The organism is Vibrio sp. N418, assembly GCF_000222565.1.
GTDB classification, from domain to species: domain Bacteria; phylum Pseudomonadota; class Gammaproteobacteria; order Enterobacterales; family Vibrionaceae; genus Vibrio; species Vibrio scophthalmi.
This window is the reverse complement of sequence record NZ_AFWD01000088.1, coordinates 1-7847: the sequence shown is the minus strand read 5'-3', so window position 1 is coordinate 7847 and position 7847 is coordinate 1. Positions and strand designations below refer to the sequence as shown.

At 45.2% G+C, this 7847-nt stretch carries 9 protein-coding genes; 4 read left to right on the top strand and 5 right to left on the bottom strand.

Annotation, left to right across the window (positions count from 1 at the left end; translation table 11 throughout):
- Positions 1-195, top strand: a 195-nt coding sequence (locus RH86_RS20600) for a hypothetical protein (protein WP_190275926.1), incomplete at its 5' end; no start/stop codon positions are given.
- A gap of 191 nt (positions 196-386) precedes the next feature.
- On the opposite strand, the gene RH86_RS17715 is transcribed toward RH86_RS20600, so the two are convergent.
- The 4 genes from RH86_RS17715 to RH86_RS17700 form a co-directional block, all read right to left on the bottom strand.
- The gene (locus RH86_RS17715; protein ID WP_005593253.1) at positions 387-1586 is read right to left on the bottom strand and encodes a NupC/NupG family nucleoside CNT transporter; all 1200 of its coding nucleotides are present in this window, start codon (positions 1584-1586) and stop codon (positions 387-389) included.
- Between the two features lie 227 nt (positions 1587-1813).
- Positions 1814-2758 carry a LysR family transcriptional regulator gene (locus tag RH86_RS17710; RefSeq protein WP_038219905.1) on the bottom strand — a complete coding sequence of 315 codons (945 nt, stop codon included), beginning with the start codon at positions 2756-2758 and terminating at the stop codon, positions 1814-1816.
- A 64-nt stretch (positions 2759-2822) separates the two neighbouring features.
- Positions 2823-3797 (bottom strand): lytic transglycosylase domain-containing protein, encoded by a 975-nt coding sequence (locus RH86_RS17705; RefSeq protein ID WP_005593254.1) that lies wholly within the window; start codon positions 3795-3797, stop codon positions 2823-2825.
- Between the two features lie 26 nt (positions 3798-3823).
- Entirely contained in the window at positions 3824-4105 is a 282-nt protein-coding gene (locus tag RH86_RS17700) for a YcgL domain-containing protein (protein ID WP_005593255.1), read from the bottom strand.
- A gap of 182 nt (positions 4106-4287) precedes the next feature.
- Between RH86_RS17700 and minC the strand changes: the two genes are divergently transcribed.
- From minC to minE, 3 genes are read left to right on the top strand one after another with little or no spacing between them, the layout of a single operon-like run.
- On the top strand, positions 4288-4950 hold the full coding sequence (gene minC / locus RH86_RS17695) for a septum site-determining protein MinC (RefSeq protein WP_009387672.1): 663 nt from the start codon (positions 4288-4290) through the stop codon (positions 4948-4950).
- 20 nt (positions 4951-4970) lie between these two features.
- A complete protein-coding gene (gene minD, locus RH86_RS17690) occupies positions 4971-5783 on the top strand; it encodes a septum site-determining protein MinD (protein WP_009387670.1) in 813 nt (270 codons plus the stop codon).
- Positions 5784-5789: 6 nt separating this feature from the next.
- Complete coding sequence (minE, locus tag RH86_RS17685) at positions 5790-6053, top strand: cell division topological specificity factor MinE (RefSeq protein WP_005593259.1); 264 nt, start codon at positions 5790-5792, stop codon at positions 6051-6053.
- A gap of 374 nt (positions 6054-6427) precedes the next feature.
- Here minE and RH86_RS17680 read toward each other — a convergent pair.
- The coding region (locus RH86_RS17680; RefSeq protein ID WP_009387668.1) for an iron-containing alcohol dehydrogenase at positions 6428-7847 on the bottom strand (1420 nt) is incomplete at its 5' end.

The window sequence follows — 7847 nt, the reverse complement described above, 5'->3', positions numbered from 1 at the left end:
AACCGCCCCACCCTACTTCGTCATCCTCGAGAGGGAGGAACGACTGAGTCGGGGATCTCTGGCTTCCACGCACATAATCAGATTCCCTACTCGCGCTTCGCGCTCTATGGAATGACCAAAGGGTTAAAGGCGCCGCGCTTAAAGATTCGTGAAGCGGGAGTCGCGAGAACACTACGTTCCGAGAAGCAAGACTAGCAAGAACGCTTTGCTCCGAGATTTGATAAGCGAGAATTGAGAAACGAGAAAGCTATGCTTGGTATACAAAAAAGGGGTTAGCGTAATACGCTAACCCCTTTGGATTCTTAACATGCACCTCACAATTTTCACCGTGAGGCCCAGCTGAATTTTCTAGAATCTCAATTCTAAACTCTCGACTCTACAATCGCTTAAAGACTCAGAATCACACCGGCAAGTGATGCGCTCATCAAGTTTGCCATTACGCCCGCCGCAATTGCGCGGAAGCCGTATTGAGAGATGAAGGTACGCTTTTCAGGTACAATACTGCCCAAGCCGCCGATCAACATCGCCATGGTTGAGATGTTAGCAAAGCCACACAGTGCAAAGGTCACGATCGCTTGTGAATGTTCACTTAGTAACGGTTTCACTTCCATTAATTGGATGAAAGCCACGAATTCGTTAACTACAATCTTGTTACCAATCAAAGAACCCGCGATAGTCGCCTCGCTCCATGGCACGCCAAGCAGCCATGCAACCGGTGCAAATAGGTAGCCAAGGATCAGTTCAAAACTTAGGTCGATACCCACTAGGCCACCAGCCCAACCAAGAATCCCGTTTAGCAGTGCAATCACACTGACAAACGCCAGCAAAGTGGCACCTACTGCTACCGCAATACGTAGACCAGACATCGCACCATCAGCCATCGCCTCAACAACGTTAGTCGCTTTTGGCATTTCAACGTTCTCAAGTTCAACTTCTGGAGCAACGGTTTCACTTTCTGGCATCATGATTTTTGCCATTAAAAGGCCCGCCGGTGCAGACATGAACGCAGCGGCAATCAGGTAGTTTAGATCAACACCCAGTGATGCATAACCCACTAACGTGCCGCCCGCAACAGATGCCAAACCACAGGTCATAACTGTAAAGAACTGCGAATCTGTCATGTGTTTTAGGTAAGGCTTAACCACCAATGGCGCTTCAATCATACCGACGAAGATGTTCGCAGTAGCAGAAAGCGATTCTGCACGACCAATGCCCAGCAATTTTTGTAAACCACCACCGATAAGGTTAATCACTTTTGGCATTAGGCCAATGTGGTACAAACCAGAGATCAGTGCTGAGAAGAAGACGATGATACCTAATACATTAATCGCAAAGGTAAAGCTGCCTGTTGCCAAGCCACCAAATAGGAACGCAATCCCTTCTTGGCCATAGTTGATCAAGTTTGATACTGCGGCAGTCACATTACCTAACGCATCTTTACCTGCTGGCACATAAAGCACTAACAAAGCGAAAGAGACTTGTAGCGCAAATGCGAGTGATACCGTGCGGTAATTAATGTTTTTACGGTTGGTTGATAACAACCATGCGGTGAGCAAAATCGCCACAATACCTAAGATTGAGTTCATAAAATGAATCCGACTAAAAAGGGGGAACAGGAAAGGCATCGGATGATAGCGGCGAAAAAATGAGATGCAAGTCACACTTGTTGCGAAGTTGTAGTTCTCAGTGGTGCTTTTTGCACCACTTATTTAACTTACTGTTTTATATAAGGATAAACGATTGCTCTAACGATTTATTTCCAAATGGAAAAGATGTTTCCAGCTTTGGAAATAATAAACCTTGGTTTGACGGGCTAGTTAGGTCGGCTAATGTAGGGGGAAAGTTGAACATCCCAATAGCAAGGGTTGCCAATTTTATCTTTGATAAATTCGATCACCGCAGAGGTTTTCTTCGGAAGATAATGGCGACTTGGATAGACGGCATAAAACGGCATGGTTTGGCTGGCTTTCCACTCTGGTAACAGTTGAATAAGCTGGCCATTTTTAAACTCATCGCGGATCAAATATGTCGCAAGATAAGCGATTCCCCACCCTGCCACGGCAGCATCACGCACCGCTTCGGCCAAATCTACTGAATAGTTACCTGACACTTTGACATTCAGCTGTTGCTCTAAGTTTACAAACGCCCAGTTGGTGTAGTCGCGCTCCCAGCTACGATAAATCAGACAGTTATGGTCACTCAGATCGTGCGGATTAACAGGGGCAGTGTACTGCATTAAGTAGTCAGGCGAGGCTGCTACCACAAACTGACAATCAGCGATACGACGAGCAATATAGCCTTCAGGCAGATGCTCGTTGTTAGTGATCCAAAGATCAAGACCTTCTTCGAGCATATCAACCTTATAATCGAACAAGTGAACTTCTACTTGTAAGTTCGGATATTGCTCACGCAGCTCTTGGATCGCAGGGATGATATGCAAAGTACCAAACGATTGAGAAAGCCCAAGTTTAACGAGCCCTTCCACTTCATCTCTCTGGCTTTCAATTTCATTTTGCGCTTCATCAATGATCTTAACGATCTTTTGGCAATGTCGATGAAAGCGTTCACCCGCTTCAGTGGCCGTGAAACTGCGCGTAGTTCGTTGAACTAACTTCACTCCAAGTGATTGCTCTAGCAGCGCCAGCTGTTTACTGACGTGCGAAACCGACACGCCCAAGCTCTTGGCTGCGAGAGTGAAATTTTTATGTTTAAGCAAAGCGGAAAAGACCACCATTTGCGCGGCTCTATCGGAAAGCACTGCATCTCCTAAAAATAAAAGGGGCTCAATGAGCCCCTCAAGATAACACGTTTGAATAGAACGCTTAATCTAACATAATGCGGTCAGCAAGATGGCTAACAGCCAATGCGAAGTAGTAAGAGCGGTTCCACTTCATTAAAACATTGTAGTTGTTGTAAACAAGGTAAACGCGACCATCAGCTTGATCCGGTGCGGTTAACCAAGCTTCAATATCGTTATCTAACTTGGGTAATGGGCGGCCATCATAACGGGTGACACCCAACTTATTCCATTCGGTCAAGGTTTTCTGTTTGCCTTCCACGCGACCTTCAATGCTCATATCAAAGTCAGCAGGCAGTTTTACTTGGCGACCCCAAGTATATGAATCATCCCAACCAGATTGGCTTAGGTAGTTCGCGGTTGAAGCAAACACGTCTGCTTTGGTGTTCCAAATGTCTTTCTTACCATCGCCGTTACCATCCGCAGCGAAGCTTAAAAATGAACTTGGCATAAACTGACATTGGCCCATCGCGCCGGCCCAAGAGCCTTTCATATCATCAACGTCAATGTGGCCTTGATCGAGGATAGTCAGTGCTGACATCAACTCTTTACGAAAGAACTCTTCACGGCGTCCTTCATAAGCCATGGTCGATAGCGCATCAACCACGCTGTAGTTACCGGTGAATTTGCCAAAGTTACTTTCTACGCCCCATAGCGCGACAATGAATCTTGGCTGTACACCGTACTCTTCACCAATACGAGTCAGCTCTGCTTGGTGTTCTTTGTATAGCTCTTTCGCTTGTTTTACTTTCCACTCTGGCACAGCGCGCGGGATATACTCATCTAAGGTGAGCTTTTTCTCTGGCTGATTGCGATCTGCTTTCACAGCACGTGGTTTAAAAGTAACGTCGGCAAAAGCACTGGTGACTATCGGTTCTGAGATGCCGTTTTCCAATGCTTGGGTTTTCAAGAATTCGACATATTGCTCAAAGCTTTTTTCTTGAGCAAATACTGAAGATGTAATGGTTAAGCCTAGTACGACTGACAGTAGTTTTTTCACAATTGCCCTCCTTGAGCAATCCGATCTTATTCAGATTTCTGACGTGCTTTTTGTTCTTTGTATTCGTCTAATAAATTTTTTGGTGGCGGCGGCAGTTGTAGAAAATAGCCTTCATCGTTCATCGACTGTTTCACTTTTTCGACATTCACTTGTGCTAGGGTACGACCTTCAAGTTTCACCACCATCACCATGGTAGGTTTACCAAACATTTGCATTAGTTGGTCAGGAACTTGTGAAAAATCGTCCTTTTTTGGCACATATAAGTATGCGCCTTCTTTTTTCGAACTTTTGTAAATAGCACAAATCATGGGAAGCCTTTAATCCATCTTAGTTTAAAGAATATCAATCTTAAGTCATTTTTGGGAAGAAAACGCCCAAATGAGAGCAAGATAACTTGCTGACCGTATGCGGGGAATATAACATGACACCCCTACTCTCAGGCAACGTCATTTCTACGACGGCGATAACCCAATGAGGTCCAAAGTAAAAGATGTCACATACCCCGGATTTAAAAGGTAGTAGTTTTACTTTGTCAGTTTTGCACCTTTCTGACAACGATGTCGAAAAAACTATTCATTTTCTGAAAGAGAAGGTCGAGCAAGCTCCCGCTTTTTTCACATCAGCGCCAGTGGTGATCAATGTTTCCCTTGTACAAGGTGATATTGATTTCTCAGTATTGAAGCAAGGTATTTCCGATGTCGGTATGATCCCGGTCGGCATTACAGGCAGTAAAGATAAACGCACCCAAAACATGGCAAGTGAAGCGGGCTTTGCGATTATGTCGGCGAGTAAATCGCCAGCGCAAGCACCGGCAACAATGGCGCCCACTAAGATCATTCGTACTCCAGTACGATCTGGCCAGCAAATCTACGCCAAGGATGCCGATCTCGTGGTGCTCAACCACGTGAGTGAAGGCGCGGAAGTGATTGCTGATGGCTCCATCCACATTCATGGCACATTGCGCGGTCGTGCAATTGCTGGAGCCAATGGTAATAAAGGCGCAGTCATCGTATGTAATAAATTACATGCAGAATTAATGTCTATCGCAGGACACTATTGGCTTACTGAACAATTTGCTGAAGAATTTTGGCAACAAAAAGTTTTATTTAGTTTAGATGATGACTCGCTAAAGTTTGAGTTGTTGACGATTTAAAAGATTATAAGGAATAAAGAATGGCACGCATTATTGTCGTCACGTCAGGTAAAGGTGGTGTGGGTAAAACAACCTCCAGCGCTGCGATTGCCTCAGGCCTTGCGCTAAAAGGGAAAAAAACTGCGGTGATCGATTTTGATATCGGTCTACGTAACCTTGATCTTATCATGGGTTGTGAGCGCCGTGTGGTGTACGACTTTGTTAACGTCATCAATGGTGAAGCAACGCTAAACCAAGCGATGATCAAAGATAAGCGCACTGACAACCTGTTCATTCTGCCGGCTTCTCAAACTCGTGATAAAGATGCGCTAACCAAAGAAGGCGTAAAACGTGTTCTTGATGAGTTAGACGAAATGGGCTTTGACTTTGTTATCTGTGATTCACCAGCAGGCATCGAGCAAGGCGCGTTGATGGCACTGTACTTCGCAGATGAAGCGATTGTGACCACTAACCCTGAAGTCTCTTCTGTACGCGATTCAGACCGTATTCTTGGCATTCTAGATTCTAAATCGGTTCGCGCAGAACAAGGTTTAGAGCCTGTTAAGCAACACCTTCTGCTGACTCGTTACAACCCTGCACGTGTAAACCAAGGCGAAATGCTAAGTGTTGAAGATGTAGAAGAGATCCTACACATTTCTCTACTGGGTGTTATTCCAGAAAGCCAAGCAGTACTGAATGCATCAAACAAAGGTGTGCCAGTAATCTTTGACGATCAGTCTGATGCAGGCCAAGCTTATGCAGATACCGTTGATCGTCTATTGGGTGATCAAATTGACTTCCGCTTCCTAACTGAGCAGAAGAAAGGGATTTTCAAACGACTATTTGGGGGCTAACACGGCATGTCATTATTGGAATTTTTCCGTCCACAAAAAAAGAATTCTGCAAACTTAGCCAAAGAGCGTTTGCAAATCATCGTTGCTGAGCGTCGCAGCCATGATGATCCAGCACCATCTTACTTACCGCAACTTAAAGAAGACATTCTAAAAGTGATCAGTAAATACGTTGCCGTTGATCCTTCAATGGTTGATCTGACGTTTGAACACAAAGACGACGATATCTCTGTGTTAGAGCTCAACGTTAAGTTACCAGACGAAGAGAAGTAAACGCTTCTCCTCGAATTAAAGAGCCGATGCAAACGCATCGGCTTTTTTGTATGCGCAGAAACGAGAGCGAAGAGAACGCTGCGCTCCGAGATGCGAGACAAGAGAAAAGCGGGAGGCGAGAGCGAAAACCTAAGCTTTATCGCGAGACACACCACCCGCCCAATTCCGTCATCCTCGAGAGGGAGGAACGACCGAGTCGAGGATCTCTCGGCTCTCAATTCTCGATTCTCGAATCTCTACTTCTCCACTCTCAAAGCGCGCTCTCAATCCGTTCTAAAGAAAAAAAGCCCCTGTCTTTCGACAGGGGCTTTGTACTTTTCCGATAAAGTAGATTTCGTGCTAGCGAAAACCTAACTCATAGCTGGGGGCTTTAATTAAGCGCCCGCTTTTTCTTTCTTAGCTTTAGCTGGTTTTGCTTCTTGGTCAGCTTTCTTCTTGATAACAGTTGTACCTTCGAAAGTTTCACCTTCTACAAACGCTTTGCCGAAGTAAGAAGCCGTTAGAACTTCTTTTAGCTCGCTGATTAGTGGGTAACGAGGGTTCGCACCAGTACATTGGTCATCGAACGCTTCTACTGATAGCTCTTCAAGTTTCGCGATGAAGTCAGCTTCGTTAACACCTGCAGCTTGGATTGATAGTGGGATATCCAAATCAACTTTAAGCTCTTCTAACCAAGTTAGTAGACGTTCAATCTTCTGAGCAGTACGGTCACCAGCTTGGCTTAGGCCTAGGTGGTCAGCAACTTCAGCGTAACGACGACGTGCTTGTGGACGGTCGTATTGAGAGAACGCCGTTTGTTTAGTTGGGTTATCGTTCGCGTTGTAACGTACAACGTTAGAGATAAGTAGTGCGTTAGCAAGACCGTGTGGTAGGTGGAACTCAGCACCTAGTTTGTGTGCCATTGAGTGACAAACACCTAGGAATGCGTTCGCAAATGCCATACCAGCGATGGTTGCTGCGTTGTGTACTTTCTCACGAGCGATTGGGTCAGCAGAACCATTTTTGTAGCTTGATGGTAGGTATTCTTTAAGCATCTTAAGAGCTTGCAGAGCTTGACCATCAGAATATTCGTTCGCAAGAACTGATACGTAAGCTTCTAGAGCGTGAGTTACTGCATCGTAACCACCGAACGCTGTTAGCGACTTAGGCATGTTCATTACTAGGTTCGCATCAACGATAGCCATGTTTGGCGTAATTTCGTAGTCAGCTAGTGGGTACTTAGCACCAGTCTTGTCGTCTGTAACAACAGCGAATGGAGTAACTTCTGAACCCGTACCTGAAGTTGTAGTGATACATACAAGCTCAGCTTTTTGACCCATTTTAGGGAACTTGTAGATACGTTTACGGATGTCCATAAAGCGCATTGCTAGTTCTTCAAAGTGAGTTTCTGGGTGCTCGTACATAACCCACATGATCTTAGCTGCGTCCATTGGAGAACCGCCACCTAGAGCAAGGATTACGTCAGGTTGGAAGCTCTTCATTGCTTCAGCACCTTTCTCTACTACAGATAGAGTTGGATCCGCTTCTACATCAAAGAATGTTTGAACTTCGATACCTTGAGCTTTTAGTAGTTGAACTACGTCATCAGCGTAACCGTTGTTGAATAGGAAACGGTCAGTTACTAGGAACGCGCGTTTCTTACCTTCTAGGTCGCCAAGAGCGATTGGAAGACTACCACGACGGAAGTAGATTGATTTCGGTAGTTTGTGCCACAACATATTTTCAGCTCGCTTCGCAACAGTTTTCTTGTTGATTAGGTGCTTAGGACCAACGTTTTCAGAGATAGAGTTACCA